The organism is Caballeronia sp. BCC1704, assembly GCF_902833455.1.
Lineage (GTDB): Bacteria > Pseudomonadota > Gammaproteobacteria > Burkholderiales > Burkholderiaceae > Caballeronia.
Window position 1 is genome coordinate 561,090 of the sequence record NZ_CADFFT010000002.1, and the last position, 23,600, is coordinate 584,689.

At 66.0% G+C, this 23,600-nt stretch carries 16 protein-coding genes; 9 read left to right on the top strand and 7 right to left on the bottom strand.

Annotated features, from left to right (window positions below; genetic code table 11):
* The first annotated feature begins 17 nt into the window (after positions 1-17).
* From HWX53_RS12220 to HWX53_RS12235, 3 genes are all read left to right on the top strand, one after another.
* Positions 18-3,401: a transporter substrate-binding domain-containing protein gene (locus HWX53_RS12220; RefSeq protein WP_244140089.1), complete on the top strand. Its 3,384-nt coding sequence runs from the start codon at positions 18-20 to the stop codon at positions 3,399-3,401.
* A 121-nt stretch (positions 3,402-3,522) separates the two neighbouring features.
* Positions 3,523-4,050: a hypothetical protein gene (locus HWX53_RS12225; RefSeq protein WP_244140090.1), complete on the top strand. Its 528-nt coding sequence runs from the start codon at positions 3,523-3,525 to the stop codon at positions 4,048-4,050.
* 1,045 nt (positions 4,051-5,095) lie between these two features.
* Entirely contained in the window at positions 5,096-6,379 is a 1,284-nt protein-coding gene (locus tag HWX53_RS12235; RefSeq protein ID WP_244140135.1) for a L,D-transpeptidase, read from the top strand.
* Positions 6,380-6,391: 12 nt separating this feature from the next.
* Here HWX53_RS12235 and HWX53_RS12240 read toward each other — a convergent pair whose 3' ends face one another.
* On the bottom strand, positions 6,392-7,279 hold the full coding sequence (locus HWX53_RS12240) for a DMT family transporter (RefSeq protein ID WP_175941089.1): 888 nt from the start codon (positions 7,277-7,279) through the stop codon (positions 6,392-6,394).
* 175 nt (positions 7,280-7,454) lie between these two features.
* Here HWX53_RS12240 and phnS point away from each other — a divergent pair, with 175 nt between their 5' ends.
* From phnS to HWX53_RS12265, 5 genes are all read left to right on the top strand, one after another.
* Positions 7,455-8,543: a 2-aminoethylphosphonate ABC transporter substrate-binding protein gene (gene phnS, locus HWX53_RS12245; RefSeq protein ID WP_175941090.1), complete on the top strand. Its 1,089-nt coding sequence runs from the start codon at positions 7,455-7,457 to the stop codon at positions 8,541-8,543.
* Positions 8,540-9,616, top strand: coding sequence for a 2-aminoethylphosphonate ABC transport system ATP-binding subunit PhnT (gene phnT, locus HWX53_RS12250; RefSeq protein ID WP_244140091.1), 1,077 nt, complete (start codon positions 8,540-8,542; stop codon positions 9,614-9,616). The genes phnS and phnT overlap by 4 nt, the downstream gene beginning before the upstream one ends.
* Positions 9,594-10,505 (top strand): 2-aminoethylphosphonate ABC transporter permease subunit, encoded by a 912-nt coding sequence (gene phnU / locus HWX53_RS12255; protein ID WP_175941091.1) that lies wholly within the window; start codon positions 9,594-9,596, stop codon positions 10,503-10,505. Before phnT ends, phnU begins: the two co-directional genes overlap by 23 nt.
* 43 nt (positions 10,506-10,548) lie before the next feature.
* Complete coding sequence (phnV, locus tag HWX53_RS12260; protein ID WP_244140136.1) at positions 10,549-11,328, top strand: 2-aminoethylphosphonate ABC transport system, membrane component PhnV; 780 nt, start codon at positions 10,549-10,551, stop codon at positions 11,326-11,328.
* A 223-nt stretch (positions 11,329-11,551) separates the two neighbouring features.
* Positions 11,552-14,005: a glycogen/starch/alpha-glucan phosphorylase gene (locus tag HWX53_RS12265; protein WP_175941093.1), complete on the top strand. Its 2,454-nt coding sequence runs from the start codon at positions 11,552-11,554 to the stop codon at positions 14,003-14,005.
* Positions 14,006-14,047: 42 nt separating this feature from the next.
* On the opposite strand, the gene HWX53_RS12270 is transcribed toward HWX53_RS12265, so the two are convergent.
* Complete coding sequence (locus HWX53_RS12270) at positions 14,048-14,440, bottom strand: DUF6232 family protein (protein WP_175941095.1); 393 nt, start codon at positions 14,438-14,440, stop codon at positions 14,048-14,050.
* 445 nt (positions 14,441-14,885) lie between these two features.
* Here HWX53_RS12270 and HWX53_RS12275 point away from each other — a divergent pair, with 445 nt between their 5' ends.
* Positions 14,886-15,350 (top strand): glycine zipper family protein, encoded by a 465-nt coding sequence (locus HWX53_RS12275; RefSeq protein WP_244140137.1) that lies wholly within the window; start codon positions 14,886-14,888, stop codon positions 15,348-15,350.
* 53 nt (positions 15,351-15,403) lie between these two features.
* Here HWX53_RS12275 and HWX53_RS12280 read toward each other — a convergent pair whose 3' ends face one another.
* The 5 genes from HWX53_RS12280 to HWX53_RS12300 are packed head-to-tail and all read right to left on the bottom strand — an operon-like array spanning position 15,404 to position 23,585.
* Entirely contained in the window at positions 15,404-16,000 is a 597-nt protein-coding gene (locus HWX53_RS12280; RefSeq protein ID WP_175941100.1) for a PqiC family protein, read from the bottom strand.
* Positions 16,000-17,601, bottom strand: a complete 1,602-nt coding sequence (locus HWX53_RS12285) for an MlaD family protein (protein WP_175941102.1) — start codon at positions 17,599-17,601, stop codon at positions 16,000-16,002. Before HWX53_RS12285 ends, HWX53_RS12280 begins: the two co-directional genes overlap by 1 nt.
* Positions 17,598-18,893, bottom strand: coding sequence for a paraquat-inducible protein A (locus tag HWX53_RS12290; protein ID WP_175941104.1), 1,296 nt, complete (start codon positions 18,891-18,893; stop codon positions 17,598-17,600). The genes HWX53_RS12285 and HWX53_RS12290 overlap by 4 nt, the downstream gene beginning before the upstream one ends.
* Positions 18,890-20,365, bottom strand: coding sequence for an efflux transporter outer membrane subunit (locus HWX53_RS12295; protein ID WP_175941106.1), 1,476 nt, complete (start codon positions 20,363-20,365; stop codon positions 18,890-18,892). Before HWX53_RS12295 ends, HWX53_RS12290 begins: the two co-directional genes overlap by 4 nt.
* Position 20,366: 1 nt before the next feature.
* A complete protein-coding gene (locus tag HWX53_RS12300; protein WP_175941108.1) occupies positions 20,367-23,585 on the bottom strand; it encodes a multidrug efflux RND transporter permease subunit in 3,219 nt (1,072 codons plus the stop codon).
* Positions 23,586-23,600 lie beyond the last annotated feature (15 nt).

Below are 23,600 nucleotides of genomic sequence, written 5' to 3' on the forward strand. Positions count from 1 at the left end.
CGGATTGGGGGTGCAGCGTGTCTCATTCTTCGAGGCCGCAACGCGCGTTGCGCTTTCTGCTCGCTGTCGCATGCCTCCTCGCGGCGCTGACGGCGGGCGCTTCCCATGCCGCCGCGCGGCTCGTGATCGGCGCGGTGCCGGGCATGGTTCCTCCGCTCGATGTCGCCGCAAGCCCGGACGTGGACGCAGACGCCGCGCCGCGCGGCGTCTCCGTCGAGTTCGCGCAGGCGGTGGCCGAATCGCTCGGCATGACGCCGCAATGGCGGCGCTATCCGAATCGCGGCGCGCTCATCGAGGCGCTCTCGCGCGGCGAAATCGACATGGCCACCGGCGCGACCGGCGGCGATCCCGGCGGCCCGCTGCTGCTCTCGCGGCCTTACTTGCCCATCAAGACGGTGATCGTCGAGCCGCTTGCAAAGCACGTCATCACACATCGCATGGCGTACGTGGAGACGCAGACATCGCCCGCGCGGCTTGCGGCCGCGTATCCGTCGACGACGCCCGCAGCTTACCCCGACACCGTTTCGGCATTGCTCGCGGTTTCCCTCGGTCAGGCCGATGCATTCGCCGGCGACGTGACCGCCGCCGCGTACTGCATCGGACACCTCGATTTGCCCGGTCTCGCGGTCACGGGCTTCGCGCCCTTCGACGAGGGCGGCTACAGCTTCGCGTTCGCAGCCGGCCGGCCGGACGCACAGGCGCTGGCGCAGCGGGTCGATGCCGCGCTGGCGCGCCTGCCGCCGCGCTTTATGATCGTGGCCCGCGCTCGTTGGGAAGTCGCGATGACCGCAGTATCGGCAGAGGGGACGCTTGTACTTACGCCCGAGCAGAAGGCGTGGATCGCGGCGCATCCGGTCGTCTATTACTCGATGCTCTCTCACGCGCCGCCGCTCATGTTCCGCGACGCGCGCGGTCAGCCCGCCGGTCTCGCGCCGGACCTGCTCGCGGCCGTCTCGCGCATGACAGGGCTGCGCTTCGAGGCACGCCAGCGCCGCGATATCGCGCGGATCGAACGCGACGTGAAGACCGGCGAATCCGCATTCCTGCCGATCAGCGTGCCGCGCGATCCCGACGATCCGGACTTCGTCGCGTCCGTGCCGTTCGGGGAAGGGCTCGTCGCTATCGTCACGCGGTCGGGCGCGCCGCCGCTCGCCGATGCCGCCGCGCTCGCCGGCAAGCGCGTCGCGCTGCCGTCCGGATACCCGGCGGGGCCGTCGTTGCGCGAACAAGCGCCGGCGGCGCGCATCGTCGATGCCAGTCCGGGCGACGGCCAGCTCGCCGCCGTCGCGAACGGCAAGGCCGACGCGACCGTCCTCGACACGAAGCTCGCCAATTACGCGATCGGCAATCCGTATCGCGGCAGGCTCGCGATCACCGGCGTGTTGTCGTCGAAACCGTCGCCGCACGTGTTTCTCGTCGCGCGCAATCAGCCGGTGTTGCTCGACATTCTGAATCGCGCGATCGCGGCATTGCCGCCGCACGAACTCGAAGCCATTCGCGCGCGCTGGCAACTTACTGCGCATCCCGAAACATTGTGGGAGCAAAGGCGTCCGCGCGTGGAACTGGGCGCGGCGCTCGGCGGGGCGCTCTTGCTCGTGCTGGCGGCGTGGGCCGTGTCGCTGCGCGCGCAGATCGTGCGACGCATCGCCGCCGAGAACGCGATGCGGGCCGCCAAGGAGGAAGCCGAGACCGCGAACCGCGCGAAGTCCACCTTCCTCGCGACGATGAGCCACGAAATCCGCACGCCGATGAATGCGGTGCTCGGCCTCATCGAACTGGAACTTCGCGCGCCCGGCAACCGCGAGGCAACCGAGCGGTCGCTGCGCACGGCGCATCACGCGGCGCGCGATCTGCTCGGCATGATCGACGATCTGCTCGACGTCGCGAAGATCGAAGCCGAGCGGCTCGTGCTGGCGCCGTCGCCGGTCGAGCTGTTTGCGTGGATCGCGAGCGTCGCGGCCATCTACGAGCCGGCGGCGCGGGCGAAGGGCATCGCGCTCGTCGTCGAGCGGCACGGCGAGCGCGACGGCCCGGCGTGGATCGTGGCGGACGCGCAGCGGCTGCGGCAGATCGTCGGCAACCTGCTGTCCAACGCAATCAAGTTCACCGATGCCGGCGCGGTCACGCTGGCCTGCGATGTCGCGCCGCCGCGCGACGGCAAGCGCGCGGTCACGTTGGTCGTGTCGGACACGGGCGTCGGCATTGCGCCGGAACGGCAGGCGTCGCTCTTCACGCCGTTCGTGCAGGCCCACGACGGCGGCGCGCGGCGCTTCGGCGGCACGGGCCTTGGACTCACCATCTGCAAGCGGCTCGTGTCGATGATGGGCGGCAGCATCGCGTTCGCCAGCACGCCCGGACAGGGCACGCGCTTCACGGTGCGCGCCGCGTTTCCCGAAGCGCTGGAGACGGTGCAGCCACAGTCTTCCGAAGCGCGCGGTCCGGCGCCCGAGGCCGCGCGCGCGCTCAGAGGCTTGCGCGTGCTCGTCGTGGACGATCATCCGGCAAATCGCATGGTGCTCGACGGACAAATCCGGCTGCTCGGCGGCTCGACCGAACTCGCGGTCGACGGCCGCAGCGCGTTCGCGTGCTGGCGCGACCATCCGGGCGCGTTCGACGTGATTCTCACCGACTGCTCGATGCCCGAGATGAGCGGCGAGGAACTTGCCGAAGCCATCCGCGCCGACGAGGCGACGCACGCGTCCGGCGCACGCGCGACGCCGATTGTCGGACTGACGGCGAATGCGCAGCCCGAAGCGGCCCGGCGGGCGGTGGCAGCGGGCATGACGATGTGCCTCGTGAAGCCGATCGGGCTGGATGCGCTGCGCGATGCGCTGGCGGCGGCGGCCGGGAAGCAGGCGACGGCGGTCGCGGGGAGCGCGGCCGAGCGGGAAGCTGGATTTGGGCAAACAGGACATATCGCTGAAAGCGAGCGAGGCGGGGTCAGGCCGACCGCGCCCCTGATGTTAGAGCCCACACAAGCCACGACAACGCAGCCGACGCGCCCGCAACCGACCCGCGATGCCGCAGGCAACACCGACACCACGCCGCCTTTCGATTCCGCCACGCTCGCCACCTTCGGCGATCAGGCCGCGACGCTGCTCGAAACGCTCCGATCGGCCAACGCGCAGGATCTCGAAGAGGCTCATGCGGCGCGAAACGCGTGCGACCATGAACGCCTGCGCGAGATCGCGCATCGGATGAAGGGCGCGGCGGCGGTCATCGGCGCGGCGCGGTTCAAAGAGACGTGCGTCGCGCTTCAGCGGGACTGCGACCGCGCTATCGACGAAGATCGCAACGGCGAGGACGATGCCTCCATCGATGCATCGTTCGCCGCCTTCGAGCGTGCCGCCCTGACGCTCGATGCCGCCCTCGACGCCGCCGTCGCGCGGCCTTCGGTGTGACGATGCGCTTGCGCGCCGCTTCGCAATCGTATGTTGGCGCTCGTGTGTTCTAATTGAGCCTCCGTTCATCTCGAATTAGCGGCCATGCGTTGGCCGCACGATCAGCTTGCGCGAACGAGGCATGAATCGAAGGGATACATATGCAATCCGTCGTCGTTCGCGCTGCATGGTGCGGGCGGCGGCCTTCGTGCTTCTCGCGCTCATCGCCACGTCCGCGATGTTGAGCACCGATGCGGCGCGCGCGCAGCAGCCGAACTGGCTCGACCCGCACGTCACGCAGGCCACCATCGTCGATACCATCTGCGTGCCCGGTTATGTCGATCGCGTGTTGCCGTCCTTCGAGACGCAGATGCGCCAGAAGGAACGGCTCTTAAAGCAGCGAAGCATCGACGCTTCGTTCGCGTCGGAATACGCGCTGGATCACCGGATACCGGTTCTGCTCGGCGGCTCGCCGAATTCGCCCGCCAATCTGGATGTGCGCCGCTGGGAAGGGCGCGACGGCCAACGTCGCAAGGAGCGGCTCGCCGTTTATCTCAAGCGTTGCGTGTGTACCGGCGATATGACACTCAAGGCCGCGCAGTCGGCTATGGCGGGGGATTGGGCGAATCTCTTTCCGAATCTTTCTAGTATGTCGTGTCAGGGGTTTTGACGAGGTAGGAAGAGCGCGGGGCGCGGACTGGGAAACGAAACGCGCAGAGCGCGGAACGCGGAACGCATGACGCAGGACGCAGGACGCTGGACGCTGGAGGCCGAAGCGCCAAACGTCGACTGCCGCCTTCCGACTGCCGACTGCCGACTGCGACTGCGACTGCGACTGCCGACTGCCGACTGCCGACTGCCGACTGCCGACTGCCGAACGCGAAAGGAGCACGCCAAACGCCAAACGCTGAACGCCAAACGCTGAACGCCAAACGCCCAACGCCCAACGCCAAACGCCCAACGCCAAACGCCCAACGCCCAACGCCCAACGCCCAACGCCCAACGCCGAACGCTGAACGCTGAACGCTGAACGCTGAACGCAAAACGCAAAACGCAAATCGCAAAACGCAAATCGCAAAACGCAAATCGCAAATCGCAAAATGCAAAATGCAAAAGGCAAAAGGCAAAAGGCAAAAGGCAAAAGGCAAAAGGCAAAAGGCAAAAGGCAAAATGCGAAATGCAAAATGCGGCGTGCCAATGCAATGCAAAACGCTGAATGCAAGACCGCGCACGCGGGCACCACCCGCCACTCATTTAATGGCGAGCGCGACGCGCATGGCCAGTTGCTAGCCGACAACCACGAACCACGAACCGCGAACCGCGAACCGCGAACCGCGAACCGCGAACCGCGAACCGCGAGCGGTCCGCGCGCCGCGCGCCGCGCGCCGAGAACCGAGAACCGCGAGCCGGTAGCCGTGCACTGCGAGCCGTGCATTGCCGCACTTGCACTCCGCCATCGCGCATTTCTCCAATCGCGCAGCTACCGCCGGAACAGACCTTGCTCCTTCGATGGGACGAACTAAACATCACAGCGAAGCCGGTGCCATCCCAAACACCGGCTTTTTTGTCGATGCGCGTTCGTGCAGTGGACGGTCCGGCAAACCGTCCGTGGTCGAGACTCAAGCGGATCATTTATGCGGCACGAAGGAAACAACGAGACGCCAATGGGCGCACGAATCATCGGGGTCGCGGCACTGATCGCACTATTCGCCTGCATGCCGCAAGCTCGCGCGGAAAGCGCGTCGTCGGGGTCGGTTGTGCAAGGGCGGGTCGCGCCTGCGCCAGTACCGCCCGCGCCGCCTTTTCTGCGTGGCGCCAGTGCGCCACAGGCAGCGAGCGCGCCGCCTCGCGCGTTGCCCGCGATGCCGGTCCCAATGACACCGCAAGGAGCATCGGCGGCGTTAGCCCGATCGAGTGCATCGGCAGCAAGCGGGGCATCAGCCGAACGCGGAGCATCGGCAGCAAGCTGGGCATCGTCAGCAAACAAGGCATCAATGGCACGCAAAGCATCGGCTGAAAGCGGACCGTCAGCGATTAGCGGTGCATCGGCAGCAAGCGGGGCATCAGCGGCAAGCGAAGCATCCGCAGCAAGCGAAGCCTCCGCTGCCTCCGCAGCATCATCAGCCGAAGCCGCCTCCGCCGCCGAAGCCGCATCCGAAGCCGCCGCGCCCGAAGTCCCGCTTCCGCCCGAGCCGCCCGAGCCGAACGTCGCGCAGCGCACCGGCCTTCCGGCGACGGGCGCGTACGCGATGCGTCAGACGTTCGCGAGAGAAGTCGATCGCCGCCTGAACGTGCCGCTCGCCGCACAGCAGGCCTATGCACGCCTCCTGCAAAACGCGCTCGACGAACACGGCCACGGCGATCTCGCGAAGGAGTTCGTCGTGCTCGTCGATCGCAGTGAGAACGTACAGGCGCTCTTCGTCTACTTTCGCGCGAAGCCGGGCGATGCCTGGTCGATGATCGGCGCATCGCCCGTATCGACCGGACGGCCCGGCACATACGACCACTTTCTGACGCCGCTCGGCGTGTTCCAGCACGTCCCCGGCAACATGGACTTCCGCGCCGAAGGCACGCAGAACGAATACAAAATTCGCGGCTACGGCGCGCGAGACATGCGCATCTACGACTTCGGCTGGGCCGATGGCGAACGCGGCTGGGGCAAAGGCGGCGTCTCGCCGATGCGCTTCCAGATGCACGCCACCGATCCGGAAAAGCTCGAGCCGCTACTTGGCATGCAGCATTCAAAAGGCTGCGTGCGCATTCCGTCGACGCTCAACACGTTTTTCGATCACCACGGCATCCTCGATGCGCAGTACGAAGCGCGCGCGGCCGAAGGGGAATCCATGTGGGTGTTGAGGTCCACGCGGCAGACGACGCCGTGGGCGGGGCATTACCTCGTCGTCGTCGATAGCGGCGCGAAGGCGCGGCCCGCGTGGGCGCCCGGACCGGGCAAGGCGGCGCGGGCACGTACGCCGGTGGGCGCGAATTCCGTCGACTGAACGCGGCGAACGCTACTTCGACCGCGCGAGCACCACGCCCGCCAACGCGACGGCGAACCCTGCCAATTGCAGCGCGCCGAGCGTCTCGCCGAACGCGAGATAGCTCATCAGCGCGGCGAGCGGCGGCGCGAGAAAGAGCAGGGCCGTCGCGCGCGACGCGTCGCCACGCCGGACCATCCACACGAGCAGCGTCGTCGCGACGCCCGAGAGCATCAGCACGCCCCACGCGATGCACGCCCACGTCGTCATCGTCGGAATGAAGCGGTGTTCGCCGAGCGCCAGCGCAAGCACCGCCGCGACGATGGCCGCGCCGGCGTTCTGCAAGGCGCTCGCGCTGCGGATATCGGCGCTCGCGAGCGATGTCTTCTGATACAGCGTGCCCGCGGTGATCGCGAAAACAGAGACCACCGCGACCGTCACGACGAGCCATTGCGGAGCGTGCGCAGCGTTCGCGGCATGCGCCGCCGGCGCGCCGCTCTGCGCGAGCTTCGGCGCGAGCACGAGCGCGACGCCCGCGAGACCGACGAGCAGCCCGCTCCACGATCGCGCCGAAAGCCGCTCGCCGAACACACGCGCCGCGATGGCCGCCGTGAGAAGCGGCTGAAGCGCGCCCAGCAACGCCATCACGCCGACGCCCAGACCTTGCGCCACCGCCCAGTAGCCCGCGCCGAGATACACGCCTTGCAGCAGCGCGCCCGCGAAGAGATGCCGCGCGGCATCGCGTGCATTCGGCCATGCCACGCGGGCAGCGAGCGCCAGCACGACGAACAGCAGCGCCGTGCCGCAAAAGCGCGCGAGCAGATACAGATTCGGGTCGACGTAAGGCGTGATCGCCCGCGCGACGATAAAGCCCGTCGACCATAGAAACACGAATACGGGCGCGATGAGCAAGGAGAGCATGAGCGAGTGTGGCAGACCAAAAAGGCAGCAGTATCGACGCAATCGCGCGTGCCGTCTTGTTCAACCGTGCACTGCCCAAGGCGCACATGACAGCGCCGCGCAGTCACGCCGATGTCACAGAGCTCTGCAATGCTTCGGCTCTACCGTCCTCTGTCATCCAGCCACGAGACTCTACATGACCCGCGATTCATCCCTCGCGCGCCGGCTGCTGCCCGGCGCGTGCGCATCGATTGCACTGGCTGCACTGGCTTCTTTCGCGGCGAAGCCCGCGCTGGCCGCCGACGCGGTCGTCCTGTACACCGCCGACGGCCTCGAAAATCTCTATAAGGACGTGCTGCCCGCCTTCGAAAAGAAAGAAGGCGTGAAGATCAATATCGTGACGGCGGGAAGCGGCGAAGTGGTAAACCGAGCGACCGTCGAGAAGGACTCGCCGAAGGCCGATGTCCTTGTCACGCTGCCGCCGTTCATCCAGCAGGCCGCGCAAAGCGGGCTTTTGCAAAACTATCAGAGCGTGAACTACAAAAACGTGCCGGCCATCGCGAAGGCGCCGGATGGCGCGTGGGCCACGTTCGTGAACAACTACTTCTCGTTCGCGATCAACCCGGAAGTCACGAAGACCGCGCCGAAGACGTTCGCGGACCTTCTGCATCCGAACTACGCGGGCAAGGTGGCGTATTCGAATCCGGCCACCGCCGGCGACGGCATGGCGGTCATCATCCTCACGTCCGCGCTGATGGGCGAGGACAAGGCGTTCGACTACCTGAAGTCGCTCGAACAAAGCGCCAAGTTCCACACGAAGGGCACGGGTTATCTCGACGTGCTGCTCTCGCGTAACGAAATCGCGTTTGCGAACGGCGACCTGCAAATGGATCTCGACGATGCCGCGAACGGCGGTTTGTCGATCAAGCCGCTCTTCCTCTCGCATGCCGCCGGCGAAGCGCCGACCACGTTCCAGCTTCCGTACGCCATCGGTCTCATCAAGGGCGGGCCGAATCAGGCGGAAGGCAAGAAGCTGATCGATTATCTGATGTCCGCCGACGTGCAGGCGAAAGTGCCGGACATCTACGGCATTCCGGCGCGCACCGACGTGCCGCTCGCGGGCAAGAACGGCGACACGGTCAAGCAGGCCATCTCCGGCGTCAAGCTGATTCCGGTGGACTGGAATCAAGTGATGCAGAAGAAGGCCGGCTGGACCGACCGATGGAAGAACGAAGTCATCGGCAATTCGGGCAAGCAGACCGAAGTCGTGAAGCCGAAGTCGTGAGCACGATTGCACTGTCAGCGGCCGCGCGCGAGGAACGCTCGCTCGCCGCGACGTCCGGCGTGCGCATCGAGCGCCTGACCGTGCGCTTCGGCGCGCGCACGGTGCTGGACGACCTCACGCTCAACATCGAGCGCGGCGAGTTCCTGACCGTGCTCGGCCGAAGCGGCTGCGGCAAGACCACGCTGTTGCGCTTCATCGCGGGATTCGTCAACGCGGACGCGCTCGCGGGCACGCTCAGCATCGCCGGGCGCGATCTGACGCACGTGGCCGCGCATCGCCGCAATCTCGGCCTGCTGTTTCAGAACTACGCGCTGTTCCCGCATTTGTCCGTATTCGATAACGTCGCCTTCGGGTTGCGCGCGCGCAAGCTGAAAGCGGCGGAGATCGCGCGGCGCGTCGCCGATGCGCTCAAGCTCGTGCAACTCGCCGATGCTGGGCACGTGATGCCCGCGCAGCTTTCCGGCGGCATGCAGCAGCGCGTGGCGCTGGCGCGCGCGCTCGTCATCGAGCCTGACGTGCTCTTGCTCGACGAACCGCTCTCCGCGCTCGACGCGAATCTGCGCGCGTCCGTGCGCAGCGAACTGAAGGCGCTGCACGAGCGTCTGCCGAATCTGACTATCGTCTGCGTGACGCACGATCAGGACGACGCCCTCGTGCTGTCCGATCGCACGCTTCTGATGCGCGATGGCCGCATCGCGCAACTCGGCTCGCCGCGCGAACTGTACGACGCGCCCAACGACGGCTTCGTCGCGCGCTATCTCGGCGCGGCGAATCTGCTGCCGCCGCGCGTGGTGTATCCGGTCGGCGATGCGCGTCACGACGAGCGCGAGCGTCTTGCATGCATCCGTGCCGAGCGCTTCGCGATTGCGCCGCTCGGCGAAGGCCCGCTGCACGGCACGATTGCATCGGTGGACTGGTACGGCGCGGCGCTGTCCATTGCCGTCGCGCTCGATGCGCTGCCCGGCGAGCCCGTGCTCGTCACCATGCAGCGTGGCCACGCGCGCATGCCCGAAAAGGGCTCGCGCGTTTCTCTTCGCTTCGAGGCTGACGATGTCGTCCTTGTTCGTCCCTGACAGCGTCGCGCAAACGGCAGCGAACGCGAGCGACTTCGCGGCGCATCGCGCGGCGGCGCAGCGTCGCGAAAGGCGCGCGCAGTGGCAGTTGCTTTTCATCCTTGTGTTCGTGCTCGGCCCGCTCGTCGTGTATCCGCTCGCGCGCCTCGTGTGGCTGAGCGCAACGGGTCCGCACGGCCTCACCTTCGATGCGTACACCGCGTTCTTCGGCAACCCGGAGACGCGCGGCGTGATCGGCACGACGTTCGGCGTTCTCTTCGCGAGCGCGTCGATTGCGTCGCTGCTGGGCGTCGCGCTGGCTTCGATGCTGTTCTTCCGGCCGTTTCCCGGCGCGAAGCTGCTCACGCGCTTTCTCGAACTCTTCGTGGCGTTTCCGTCGTTTCTCGTCGCGTTCACGCTGATTTTTCTGTACGGATCGCAGGGCGCGGTGAGCATCGGACTGCAGCGCATGTTCTCGCTGGAAGCGCCGCCGATCGATTTCCTGTTCGGCATCGGCGGCGTGATTCTGGCGGAAGTCGTGTTCTATGCGCCGTTCGTTGTGCGTCCGACGCTCGCTTCCTACGCCACGCTCGACATGCGTCTCGTCGAAGCCGCGAAAAGCCTCGGCGCCGATGGCTGGATGGTCGCGACGAAAGTGGTGCTGCCGGTCGCGTGGCCGGGCATCGCGGCGGGGACCATTCTGTGCTTCCTGCTGACGTTGAACGAATTCGGCATTCTGCTCGTGCTTGGCAGCGCGCATCTGATTACTCTGCCCATTGCGATCTATAGCGCCGCCACCGTCGATCTCGACCTGCGCGCGGCGGCGGCGGGCTCGGTCGTCATGCTCTTGATGTCGCTGTCGCTCTACGCGCTCTACCGTCGCGTCGATGCGCGCACGAAGGGGCGCTGACATGCAGCTTTCGGCATCCTACAAACCGGTCTCGCTGTTGCGCATGATGACGACGTGTGTTGTCGCGCTCGTCTGCTTCTGGCTCTTCGTGCTGCCGGTGATCGTAGTGGCGCTGTCGAGCGTGGCGTCGCACTGGTCGGGCACGATTCTTCCTGACGGCTTCAGCGCGCGCTGGTTCGCGCGGCTAGGCGCCAGCGAATTCGACGCGCTCACGACGAGCCTGACGACCGGCTTCGCCGTCGCCGTGCTCGGCACCGCACTCGGCTTGTGGCTTGCGCTCGCGCTCGAAGGGCGCGACCGTCGCGGGCTCGGCGCGCTCGGCGCGCTCGTTGATGCGGTGGCGATGGCCGGCAGCGGCGTGCCGAGCGTCGTGCTGGGACTCGCGGTGCTGATCGCGTATCACAAGCGGCCGGTCGATTTGTCCGGGTCGGCGGCTATCGTCATTCTCGTGCAGCTCGCGCTCGTGCTGCCGTTCTGCTACCGCTGCGCCGCCGCCGCGCTGCGCCCGGAACTGACCACGTTGCGCGAAGCCGCCGCGAGTCTCGGCGCGCCGCCGCGCATGGTGTTCTCGCGCGTGGTGCTGCCGCAACTGCTGCCCGCCGTGCGCGCGAGTCTGGCGCTCGGCTTCGCGCTGTCGCTCGGCGAACTCGGCGCGACGCTCACCGTGTATCCGCCGGGCTTCGCGACCGTGCCTATCGTCGTGGTCGGGCAGGTCAATCGCGGCTACTATCTGCCCGCGTCGGCGCTTTCTTTCATTCTGCTGGCCGTTTCGCTGGCCGCGCTCTTCGTGATCGCGGGCCGCGCGCCGCGTCGTCAAGGCTAAATCGTTCGGCATCCGAAATAAAATTTACCGGGTTTTTACGCCACAAAGGCTGGAACCTTCGCGCCGCTCGTCATACCAAAAAAAATAAAACTGGCGTAACCTGCCTTTTTCGGGCGACCGCGTCCGCGCGTCTGTGCGCGAAATCAGTCGGTCATGCGAAATCCGGCCGAACTCGCGGCGCCCGTCGCTGTCGTTGCATAAGTTGAAAACACCGGAGGTTTCGATGACATCCGTCGACCTGGAATTCGACCAGCTCAATAGCACCGTCGAGGCGCTGCGGCGCTCCATCTCGAACCGCCTGATGTACGGCGTAGGCAAGGACGCGGCGACCGCGCAGCCGCGCGACTGGCTGCATGCGGCGGAACTCGCCGTGCGCGACCGGCTCGTCGCCCGCTGGATGCGCACGACGCGCCAGCAATACGAGCAGGACGTGAAGCGCGTCTATTACCTGTCGATGGAGTTTCTCATCGGCCGCACCTTCACCAACGCGCTGCTCGCGCTCGGCATTCACGACGAAGTGCGCGACGCGCTCGCGAGTCTCGGCGTCGATCTGGCCACGCTGGAGGATCTCGAACCCGACGCGGCGCTCGGCAACGGCGGTCTCGGGCGGCTTGCGGCCTGCTTTCTGGATTCCATGGCGACGGTCGGCGTGCCGGGCTTCGGCTACGGCATCCGCTACGAATACGGCATGTTCCGGCAGACGATCGTGGACGGCAATCAGGTCGAAATGCCCGATTACTGGCTGCGCGCGGGCAATCCGTGGGAATTTCCGCGGCCGGAAGTGGTGTACACCGTGCATTTCGGCGGGCGGACGGTGCAGCATGACGACCGCATCGACTGGATCGACACCGAGCACGTCAACGCGATGGCCTACGACACGGTGATTCCCGGCTTCGCGACGACGGCGACGAACACGCTGCGCCTCTGGTCCGCGCGCGCGACCGACGAATTCGATCTCTCCGCGTTCAATCAGGGCGACTACCGCCGCGCGGTGGAAGCGAAGAACACGTCCGAGCACGTGTCGCGTCTTCTGTATCCCGACGATTCGACGCAGGCCGGCCGCGAATTGCGTCTGCGCCAGGAATATTTCTTCGTGTCCGCGACGATGCAGGACCTGATTCGCCGCTATCAGCGCACGCACACGCATTTCGGCCGGCTCGCGGAGAAGGTCGCCGTGCACCTGAACGACACGCATCCGGTGCTGGCCATTCCCGAACTGATGCGCCTGCTCGTCGATACGCATCGCGTGCCGTGGGACAAGGCGTGGAAGCTGGTGCAGCAGATGTTCTCGTACACGAATCACACGTTGATGCCCGAAGCGCTCGAAACATGGGACGTGGAGATGCTCGCGCGCCTGTTGCCGCGGCATCTGGAGATCATCTTCGAGATCAACGCGCAGTTCCTGAAACAGGTCACGGAGAAGTTCGGGCGCGATGTCGAACTGATCCGCCGTATCTCGCTCGTCGATGAATTCGGCCAGCGCCGCGTGCGCATGGCGCATCTCGCCATCGTCGCGAGCCAGAAGGTGAACGGCGTTTCGAAGCTGCATTCGCAACTGATGGTGCAGAACATCTTCTCCGACTTCGCGCGCATGTACCCGGACCGCTTCACGAACGTGACGAACGGCATCACGCCGCGACGCTGGCTCGCGCAGGCGAGTCCGTCGCTGTCGTCGCTGATCGACAAGCGCATCGGGCCGCGCTGGCGCACGGACCTCTTCGAGCTCGGACGCCTGCGCGAATGGCGCGACGATCCCGAGTTCCGCAAGGCCTTTCACGACGCGAAGTTCGCCAACAAACTGCGTCTCGTGGAACGCGCGCGGCGCGAAGCCAACGCGATCATCAATCCCGAGGCGCTGTTCGACTTGCAGGTGAAGCGCATCCACGAATACAAGCGGCAGTTGCTCAACATTCTGTATGTGATCGTGCGCTACAACCGCATTCGCGAGAATCCGGAACGCGACTGGACGCCGCGCGTGGTGATGTTCGCGGGCAAGGCGGCGTCGGCGTACAAGATGGCGAAGAACATCATCAAGCTCATCAACGAGGTCGCGCGCAAGATCAATGCGGACCCGCTCGTCGGCGACCGGCTGAAGGTGGGCTTCATTCCGAACTACGGCGTGAGCGTCGCGGAACTCATCATTCCGGCAGCGGATCTTTCACAGCAAATTTCGATGGCGGGCACCGAAGCGTCCGGCACCGGCAACATGAAGCTCGCGCTCAATGGCGCGCTGACCATCGGCACGCTGGACGGCGCGAACATTGAAATATGCGAAGCGGTCGGGCGCGAGAACATCTTCATCTTCGGCAATACGACCGACGAAATCGAATCGCTGCGCGCGGCGGGGTATCGGCCGCGTCTGATCTATGAAGAGAATCCGGAACTGAAGCTCGCGCTCGACCAGATTCGTCTCGGGCATTTTTCGCCGGACGAGCCGCATCGCTTCTACGACATCTTCCACACGCTCGTGGACTGGGGCGATCATTACATGGTGCTCGCCGACTTCGAAAGCTTCGACAAGACGCAGACCGAGGTCGATCTCAAGTTCCGCGACAAGGACGCGTGGACGCGAAGCGCCATAGAAAACGTCGCCGGAATGGGTATTTTCTCTTCGGACCGCACGATTGCCGAGTACGCGCGCGAAATCTGGCACGTGGAGCCGTTGAGCTTCGATTGACCGGCGGTAAAAGCTGGCCGCGAGCGGGCGGCCAGCGGAAAGTCACGCCTGCGGCCGCGCCGCGTGCTTCGCCACGGCCTCGCCCACGAGCGCCGCCACGCGGTCCGCGAATGCCTGATCCTTGGTGATCAGTAGCTCGCGTTCGCCATCGGGCGTCGAGACCATCAGCTGATAGATCACGTCCTGCGTGATCCACGACAGATAGCCGACCACGACGATCATCACGCCGAGCACGAGCGCCGCGCCCGTGCCGGTTGCCACGCCGGCGCCGAGCACCGCCAGCCCGATTAGCGCGATGATGATCGGCAGCGGCTTCTTGCGCTCGATCTTCACGACCTGCGCCGCGCGCAATTCGCGCAGCGGAATCATCTGTCCGGAAGCGGAAAGGCCGGCGCGCGAGAGCGTCACGCCGCGTTCGTTGAAGGGTGTATCCATAAGCGGTTCGATTCAGTATTGACGGCAAGAGACCGGGCAGATTACCAGAGGTCGCGCTCTAGCGAAGAAGTCGCGAACGAGAGCGATTGTAAGTGGCCGCCCGACTCCGGCTGTCGAAATCTGTCAGCCAGCGAGCTTCTTTTCGAAAGTATCCTTTGGAGCGTTTCGCCGGCATAATCATTTCGGATACCGAAACATAGTGCGCATGTTGTTGGCACTTCGTTCATGCCGCATCCGTTCGAGCCGCGATGCGCAAACATCGCTGGACTGAGCGGCGCAAAGCGCCTTTAATGATCGTGTATCCGCGCGACGAGCGGGTACGTGTGCCCGTTCGCGCATGACGTACCGACATGCGGTCCGTGCGATTGTCGAGCGCGTGATGGACTGCATCGCATGCGCCGGGCTCGAACGTGGTCGACGAGGACAAGGAGTGACCATGAATGCAATGAGAGGGCGCGCGGTCGGTGCCGTCGTGATCGCCGCGCTGGCGCAGAACGTCGCGGCGCAAAGCAAGCCGATCGCTTATCCGTCGAAAGGGCAGAGCCCGCAGCAACAGCAGAGCGACGACGGCGCGTGCTATAGCTGGGCCAAGAGCAATACCGGCATCGATCCCGCGACGGCGTCCACCGCGCCGCCGCCGCCTTCCGGTCCAGCAGTGGGCGGCGGCGAGCGCGTGGGCGGCGCGGCGCGGGGCGCAGCGGGCGGCGCGGTGATCGGCGCCATCGCGGGCGATGCAGGCAAGGGCGCGGCCATCGGCGCGGCAGCCGGCACGATGGCGGGCGGCGCGAGAGCCCGGCAGAACCGGCGCGCGCAGCAGGCGAACGCGCAGGCGCAAAGCCAGGGCGCAATGGACACTTACTACCGCGCGTGGGCCGCCTGCATGCAGGGGCGCGGCTATTCGATCCACTAGCGCCGAGACGGTTCGACGCATCCAAGCGCAGCCGGGTTCGTGGGCATCGCGCCTTACGGGCCCGCGCTGCGGCCGATTCCCGCTGCGATGTCGCGGCTCACGCTCGCGAGCGCGCGGCTATGCGCGGCGACGAGCGCATCGAAGTCGGTTCCCGTCACCGGTTCGCGCACGACCGAGCGGCCGCTTTGCGCCGTATCGCCGCCGACACTGCGCACGGTCCAGTGCGCATCGATCATGACGGTTTCGCCGGGAACGGATTCGAACTGCTGGATATCGACGCGCACGCGCCACGCCTGCGAGTCCGCCACCGCGCGCGACGCCACCGCCACGCGGTCCGAGCCGAGCAACAGCGTGAGATCCCCGGCGATGGCGTCGGCGATGCTGCTTTTGAGCGGCGCGCCCCAGCGCGCGTATTCGTTGAGCGTGACCTGGTTGGCCGAATCGCGCGTGACGATCTGCGGACGATCGACCAGTTCGGGCACCGTCACCGGGCCGACGATCAGCGGCCGGCCGGGCGCGAAACGGGTCGTCGCGGTAAGCGACGGTTCCGCGCTCAGCCGGTAGAAGCTCGCGCGCGGCGACGCGCAGCCCGCGCAGATCGCGGCGGACAAAGCAACGGACAAAACGACAGACACGATAGCGGCGCGCATCACTTCTTGTCCTCCGGCTTGCCGCGCAGCAGCGCTTCGGGATGCTCCTGCAGATAGTCCGCGAGACTGCGGAACGACGCCGCGGTGCGCGTCAGTTCGCGAACCGCTTCGGCCGTGTCCTGCTGCAGGCCGGAATCGGGCATCAGCGTCGAATGCGCGGCATCGAGCGCGGCGCGGGCGGCCGCGAGCGTCGTCGCGGCTTGCGGGACGATCTGCGTGTTCAGGTTGCTCATCAGCTGGCTCGTGTTGTCGAGCGTCTGCTTCGCGCTCGCCGTGAGTTCCTCGATCGGCAACTTGTCGATGCGCGTCATGATGCGGTTGACCGAATCCTGCAACGACGCGAGACCGCTCGGCGTGGTGGGCAGAAGCGGCGGCGTGCGGTTCCAGTCGATGCTCGCCTTCTTCGCACTCGGGAAGAAGTCGAGCGCCACGTATAGTTGTCCGGTGAGCAGACTGCCCGTTCGCAACTGTCCGCGTAAGCCGCGAGCGACCAGCAGTTCCGCGAGCGCGCGCGGATCGTTCACCATCCGGCCGCCCTTCGCGCCGTTGGCGAAACGGGAGGTGAATCGCTCCTGATAGAGCTTCACTTCGACGGGGATGCTGATCTGCCGCGTCGCCGGATCGAAGCTCGTGTAGATGGCCGATACCTCGCCGATCGTGATGCCCCGGAAATCCACGGGCGCGCCGACGGCGAGCCCGCGCACCGAGCCGTGAAAGTCGAACGCGTAGGTCTCGACGATGCGCTCCTGTACGCGCAGCGCGTCGGCGCGCGTCGGAAAAAGCGCGAACGTCGTGTTCGCGGGCGCCTCGGCCCAGTCGAGCGATGCTGCGGGCGTCTCGAACGCGAGGCCGCCGATCACCATCGAAACCAGAGACTGCGTGTTGAGCTTGAGCCCGTCGGTGCTGAGCGTGAGGTCGATGCCGCTTGCCTGCCAGAAGCGCGAATCCGCGTTCACGTAGCGGTCGTACGGCGCGTTCACGAACACGTGAAGGGTGACGCCGCTGCCGTCCTGATCCAGTTCGAACGATGTCACCTGGCCCACTTGCAGGCGACGGAAGTAGATCGGCGCGCCGACATCGATCGAGCCGAGATCGGCCGCTTTGAGGATGAATTGCCGCCCCGGAACGTCGTTCGAGAAGACGGGCGGCGTTTCGAGGCCCACGTAGTCGCGCCGCTCGCGCTTCGTGCGGCCGATGTCCATGCCGATATACGCGCCCGACAGCAGCGTGCTGATGCCCGAAACCGAGCCGCCCGCCACGCGCGGCCGCACGACCCAGAAGCGCGTGTCGTCGACGAGCATCTTGCTGGCATCGCGCGTCAGCTCCGCCGTGGCGACGACGCGCGAATAGTCCTTCGAAAGCGCCACCGACTTGACCAGCCCGATCTCCACGTCCTTGAACCTGATCTTCGTCTTGCCCGCTTCGAGCCCTTCGCCGGTTCGGAAGCTGATGGTGACGGTCGGCCCTTGTGCGAGCACGGCCTGTGCCGCGAGCCAGATGCCGATCGCCACAGCGATGGCCGGCACGATCCACACCCACGGAATGCGGAAGCGGCGTCTGGGCACGACCTCGGCGTCGGGCGTCTCGTCCGGCGTGCTCATCGTGCCTCCTTGCGCGGCGTCGCGGTGTCCCAGATGAGGCGCGGATCGAACGACATGGCGGCGAGCATGGTCAGCACGACGACCGCGCCGAACGCAATCGACGCGGGACCGGCCTCGATGGTCGCCACCGCGCTGAACTGCACGAGCGCGACGAGCACCGCGATCACGTAGATATCCAGCATCGACCAGCGGCCCACCAATTCGACAATCCGGTAGATACGGGCGCGCTGTGCGTTGCGCTGGGTCATGCGCAGGTTGGCGCTCGCGGCGAGATAGCCGATGGCGAGGATCTTGAGCATCGGCACCGCGATGCTCGCGATGAATACGATGATCGCGAGCGGCCACGATCCCGACTGCCACAGATAGGCGACGCCGCTCAGAATCGTGTCCTTCTGCGCGCCGAAGAGCGAGCTCGTGTTCATCACCGGCAGCGTGTTGGCGGGGATGTAGAGGATGGCCGCCGCGCTCAGGTAAGCCCATGTGCGCGAGAGGCTGGCAGGCTTGCGCAGATGCACCCGCGCGCCGCAGCGCGGACAGCACAAGTGCCCGTGACGGCGCGCCCCGCGCGTGCACAGGCCGCAGTCGTGGCAGATGAAGATGCCGTTCGCGGCGGCAGTCTCGCCCCGCAGCGGCGTGTCGGGCGGCATGCCGGGCGGCGCGCCTTCGATGCGCGCCCACATGGCCCGCTCGTCGAATGCCGACGATGCCGCGACGAGCAGCAGCATCAACGCCGCGAGCGACCACAGCGCCGGACCCGTCACCACCGACGCGATGTGCGCGAGCTTCACGACCGCGACGAGGAGGCCGAGCATCAGCACTTCGGTCATGCCCCATTCGCGCGCGACGCGCAGCAGGCGAAACACGGCATACGCGCGCCACGGCCTGCGATTCAGGTGCAGCGGCAGCAGCAGCCAGACCATGCCGAGCGCCTGCAAGCCGGGCATGAGAACCGTCGTGAAGAAGACGAGCCCGGCGAGCGGCCACATGCCGTCGCGATACAGCACGCGCGCCGCGCCCATGAGCGTGGTCTGCACGAGCGAGCCGCTGACGGAAAGGCCCACGATCGGAAACGCGTTCGAGATGATCCACAGCACGCACGCCGTGAGCGCATAGGCGAGCGCGCGGTCGAATCCCTTTCGACGACGCCGGTAGAGCACGGCGCCGCATCGGCAGCAGGTCAGCGCGCCGCCGGGCGGCACCGGATTTTCCCGCTGAATGAGATCGCATTCGTGGCACGCGATCAGCGGACGAGCGCCGCGCGAGGCGGCCGACGCGGATGGCAGCGTGCTCATTGCAGCGCCTGAGCTGTCCCGGCGGGAGCGTTCGTGCCCGCGCTCGCCTGTCCGGTCATCTTGTCCGCCTCGACGACCCAGCCGCCGCCCATCACCTTGTACAGCGTGACGAAAGACGAGAGCGCGGCCGCCTGCGTCTGCGTCTGCGCGAGTTGCGCGTCGAAGAGACTGCGCTCGGCATCGAGCACTTCGATGTAGCTCGTATAGCCGCCCTCGTAGCGCGCCCGCGCAAGCCGCGCATAGGTGGCGAGCGCGGCGACCTGCCGGCCTTGCACTTCGAGCTGCGTGTGCAGTTTCTCGGAGGCGATGAGCGCGTCGTCGACTTCCTGAAAGGCGACCTGTATGGCTTTCTGATACGACAGCAGCGCAGCCCGCTGTTGCGCTTCGGCCGTCTGCACCTGACCGGAGATGTTGCCCGCCGTGAAGATGGGCTGCGTCACTGCGCCCGCGAACGACCACACGCGCGACGGCCCGGTGAAGAGCGACGAGAACTGGCCGCTCGCCGTGCCTAACAAGCCGGTGATGGAGATCTGCGGGAAATACAGCGCCCGCGCCGCGCCGATGAGCGCATTCGCCGCGACCAGGTCCTGCTCGGCTTGCAGCAGGTCGGGCCGGCGCTCGAGCAGATCGGAAGGCAGTCCCGCCGGAATCACGGGCGTAGCGAGCGCGCCGAGTTCGCGGCCGCGCACGATCGGCCGCGGGTTGTCGCCAAGAAGTATGGAGAGCGCGTCTTCCTGCTGCGCGATTTGCGTTTCCAGTTGCGGAATCGTGGCGAGCGAGGCTTCGTACTCCGACTGACTTTGCGCCAGTTCCAGTTGCGATACCTCGCCGCCTTCGAAGCGCAGCGTGAACACATGGACCGACTCCGCGCGGCTTTCGGTGGTCGCCTTCGCGATGGCAAGCTGCTGATCGAGGCTGCGCAGGTTCAGATACGACGACGCGACCGACGCCACGAGCGACAAGATCGTCGCGCGGCGGGCTTCCTCGCTCGACAGCAGGTTCGCGCGCGCCGCTTCCGTCAGCCTGCGGACGCGGCCGAAGACGTCGATCTCCCACGCCGCCGACACCGAAAGCTCGAAGCTGTTATAGACCGGTCCGACGCCCGGCAGCGTAGGCTGCGGTCCCGCCTGCGAGATGCGCTGCCGTCCCGCCGTCGCGCCTGCCGAGATCTGCGGGAAGAGCGCCGAGCGCGTCGTGACGAATTGGCCCATGAACTGTTCGACGCGCGCCGCCGCGATCTTCACGTCCTTGTTGTTCGCGAGCGCGGTGGCAATGAGGTCGTCGAGAACGGGGTCCTGAAACTGCTTCCACCATTCGGTGTTCGCGGTATCGGCGACCTCGGTGGCGGCGAAGCGAAACGTCGCGGGCGTCGGCACGGGCTCGCGCGAATAGTTCGGCCCGAGCAGGCAGCCGTTCAGCGACACGACGCCGACGATACCTGCGAGCGAAAGAAGGAGCCGGGCGCGCCGCATGTCAGTTCCCCTCGTTGGGAGCGGAAGGCCGCGCGTCGGCGCCGCCGCCCGATGCGCCGTGAGCCTGCGTAGCGTCGGAAGCGGGCGGGGCGTGTCCGCTTTTCTTGCTCGAACGCGAGGACATCGTTTCGAGCACGTAGAAGAACATCGGAATGAAGAACACGGCGATGACCGTCGCGCCGAGCATCCCGCCGATCACGCCGGTGCCGATGGAATGCCGGCTGTTCGCCGATGCGCCCGTCGCGATGGCGAGCGGCACGCAGCCGAGAATGAATGCGAGCGATGTCATGACGATCGGCCGCAGACGTTCTTCGGCGGCGGTCATCGTGGCATCGAACACGGATTTGCCCGACTCGCGGTTGATCACGGCGAACTCGAAGATGAGAATCGCGTTCTTGGCGGCCAGCGCGACCAGCATCGTGAGGCCGATCTGGAAATACACGTCGTTGTTGAGCCCGCGCAGCAGAATGGCGAGCAGCGCGCCGAAGATGGCGAACGGCACGGCCATCAACACGCCGAACGGCAGGCTCCACTTCTCGTACTGGGCGGCGAGGATCAGGAACACCATCACGAGCCCGAATATGAAAACGAGTGCCGACGAACTGCCCGACTGTTTCGCTTCGAACGCCTCGCCGCTCCACGCAATGCCGTAATCGGACGGCAATCCCGCTGCCACTTCTTCGAGCGCCTGAATGACCTGCCCGGACGCATAGCCGGGCGCGGCGTTCGCCGTGATCTTGACTGCCGGGAAGTTGTTGAAGCGCGTGATGAGATCAGGCCCGGTGACATAGCGCGTGTTGACCACCGACTTGAGCGGCACCATGCTGCCGCTCTTGCTCTTCACGAAGATCTGCGTGAGATCGTCGGGCCGTAGCCGATACGAAGGCTCGGCCTGCAGGATCACTTGCCAGAGGCGGCTCGAGCGGTTGAATTGCGACACGTAGAGCGAGCCGAACATCGTCTGCATCGCGCTATACACGTCTTCGACGGGCACGCCGAGCGTCTCGGCCTTGTCGCGATCCACGTCGGCGAGCAACTGCTGCGAAGCCGCGTTGAAGGTGGACGTCACGCCGGTCAGTTCGGGCCGACGCTTGGCCTTCGCCACGAAGTCGTCGACGATCGCCGCGAACTGCGAGATGGGTGCATCGCCCTTGCTCTGAACCCACATTTCGGTGCCGCCCGTGGTGCCGAGGCCCGGTATGGACGGAGGATTGAGCGGCACCACGATGCCTTCCCTGATCTCCGAGAGCGACTTGTAAGCGTTGACCAGCACGGACCGCGCGTTTTGGGTGCGGATGTTCGCGGACTTGTATCGCTCCTCGAAGCTCTTGAAGCCCACGAAGAACGTGGAAGCGTTGTTCTTGTTCTGACTGTCGAGAAGACTGAAGCCGTCGACCGTCGTGATGCTGCCGACGGCCGGCTGCTTCATGAAATACTCGGTGACGCGGTCCGACACTTGTCCGGTTCTGTCGAGCGACGCCGCGTCCGGCATGATGACCGCGCCGAGCAGATAGCCCTGGTCCTCCGGCGGCAGGAACGCGGTGGGAATGTCGCGCATCATCACCACAGCCAGCGCGATCAATCCGGCAAAGAGCAGCAACGCGATCACGAAGCGTTTGATAACGAGCCGCACGACGCTCGTATAGCCCGCCGTCATGCGCGCGAACTGGCGGTCGAACCAGCGGAAGAAGCCTTTCTTCTCGTGATGCCCCGGCTTGAGCAGCAGCGAGGCGAGGGCAGGCGACAAGGTCAGCGCGACGATGCCCGAGATGATGACCGATATCGCGATGGTAATGGCGAACTGCTTGTACATCTGCCCTGTGATGCCGCCGAGAAACGCCACCGGCACGAACACGGCGCACAGCACGAGTACGATGGCGACCACCGGCCCGGCCACTTCGTCCATCGCGAGCTTCGCGGCCGCCTTTGGATCGAGCTTGTGCACCGTCATGTTGCGCTCGACGTTTTCGATTACGACGATCGCATCGTCCACGACAATGCCGATGGCCAGCACCATGCCGAAGAGGGTCAGCATGTTGATCGAAAACCCGAGCGCCGACATGCCCATGAACGTGCCGACGATGGACACCGGCACTGCGAGCACCGGAATCAGCGTGGCCCGCAGGCTTTGCAGGAACACGAACACGACGATCACCACGAGCACGACCGCTTCGAAGAACGTGTGCACGACATCGGAGATGGAGGCCCGCGTGAACTCGGTCGTATCCATCGCGATCTGGTAGTCGATGCCTTCCGGGAACGACTTCTTCATTTCGGCCAGACGCGCGCGCACTTGCTTCGACACGTCGAGCGCGTTCGCGCCCGGCTGCTGATAGACCGCGAGCACGGTCGCGGACTTGCCCTGAAAGCGGCTGCGAATGGAATAGTCTTTCTGGCCGAGCTCCGCGCGACCGACGTCCTTCAGACGGACGATAGCGGCGCCGCCCGACTCCGCGCGGATGATGATGTTCTCGAACTGCGACGGCTCCGTGAGCCGCCCCGACGTCGTCACCGCGAACGACTGCTCGACGGGCGCGCCCGTCGGCGATTGCCCGAGACGTCCCACCGCGAACTGCTGGTTCTGATTGGCGACGGCCGTCTGCACATCGGCGGCCGTGACGCCGAGTTGCGCCATGCGGTCGGGTTTGAGCCAGATGCGCATGGCGTAATCGGGCGTGCCGAAAATGCTCGCCTGATTCGCGCCGGGAATGCGCTTGAGCGCATCCAGCACGTAGACGTTCGCGTAGTTGGCGATATACGTGGCGTCGTAACGCTCGTCGGGCGAATAGATGGCAATCACCATCATGAACGCCTGCGACTTCTTCTGCACCTGCACGCCTTGCGCCGTGACCGACTGCGGCAGTTGCGGCAACGCGAGATTGACGCGGTTCTGCACGTCCACTTGCGCCAGCTCCGGGTTCGTGCCGATCTCGAAGTACGCGTTGATGGTCAGGTTGCCCGTCGAGGAACTCGACGAGCTCATGTAGATCATCCGGTCGGCGCCATTGACCTGCTGCTCGATCGGCGCGGCCACGTTGTTCGCGACGACATCGGCGCTCGCGCCCGGATAGGTCGCGGAAATGGTGATTTGCGGCGGCGTGATGTCCGGATACTGCGCGGTCGGCAGCGCGAGCATCGCGAGCGCGCCGCCCAGCGTGATGACGATGGAAATGACCGAGGCAAAAATCGGGCGGTCAATGCAGAAATGTGAGATGTTCATTGGCCTCTTCCGCGC